The 998-nt window shown below is 72.5% G+C and carries 1 protein-coding gene; it reads right to left on the bottom strand.

The window, feature by feature from the left end:
- Positions 1–35 precede the first annotated feature (35 nt).
- On the bottom strand, positions 36–608 hold the full coding sequence (locus N864_RS22630; RefSeq protein WP_034722898.1) for a hypothetical protein: 573 nt from the start codon (positions 606–608) through the stop codon (positions 36–38).
- Positions 609–998 lie beyond the last annotated feature (390 nt).

The raw sequence follows: 998 nt of genomic DNA, 5'->3' as shown, positions 1-998 counted from the left end.
GGCCACCAACCGACGAGAGGCCACCAACCGCCGGGTTACCTGGGGCAGGTGGCCCTGCCGGCATCAGAGACCGTCAGACTCGTTGCGAGCACCCGGCCCGTTCCAGGACTGGTCCCGACCGCCACGACGCACCGCCCCTTGCGCACGACAGCCGAAGTAGCGTCGCGCGTCTCGACGATCGTCACCGTGTTCGCCAGAGCGATGCGTAGCCGGGCCGTGGGGCGGCCGACGCCGATGGTCTCGAGGGTCACGACGGATCCCTGGACCTTGTTGACCAGACCCGACACCATACGGGCGGCGCCGGATGCTCCGGGCGCTTGAGGGGCGACGGCCGGGCAGTGCCCGTCGAGGGGTGCCGAGACGAGCACCCAGACCACCACGTCGGCGCCCTCAGGTCCGGTGCGTTGCTCCCCGGGTGCGACGAGCGCCGTGCTGGCGACTGCACAGACACCCGCGCGAACGTTCGCGCGCTTCGCCGCTCTCGTGTCCAGGAAGGCTGTGCCACCGTCCCAGGCCACTGTCGTGGTCCCGGTGGCCGTTCGGATGGTGGCAGAGGCCTTCGTGACGGTCTGGACCTGCCCCATCACGGTGAGCCGCTGCTCGGACACCTCCTGCCCCCCGGGGACCGGTGCGCCGCTGCTCGGCGCGGGCGCCGGGGTGGGCCTGGCCGTCCGACTGCTGCTCGCCCCGACCGTCGGTGCCCCGCCGGGGGAGACCGGCAGACCGGGCGCGCTGGGAAGGGGCAGCGTGATCGACGGTGTACTCGACGAGTGTCCCGACGCGGCTGGCGCCGTCGGCCCGGCGTTCTCGCAGCCGGCCACCACCATGACCGCGGCCGCCACCCCTACGCAGACCGCTGCACCCACGCCGCGCCTTTGCCCCATGACGCTGTCCCTTCGCACGAGTTCCGGCCCCGTCCGGCCCCCACCAACCCAGAATGACTCCTGGCGCCGATCCGCGTGGACGAACCGGTCGAACGCGCAGGAACTGGCCCTTCG

The sequence above is a fragment of the Intrasporangium chromatireducens Q5-1 genome (genome assembly GCF_000576575.1).
GTDB classification, from domain to species: Bacteria; Actinomycetota; Actinomycetes; order Actinomycetales; family Dermatophilaceae; genus Intrasporangium_A; species Intrasporangium_A chromatireducens.
Note: the sequence above shows the minus strand (reverse complement) of the source record. Positions and strands in the feature narration are given on the sequence as shown.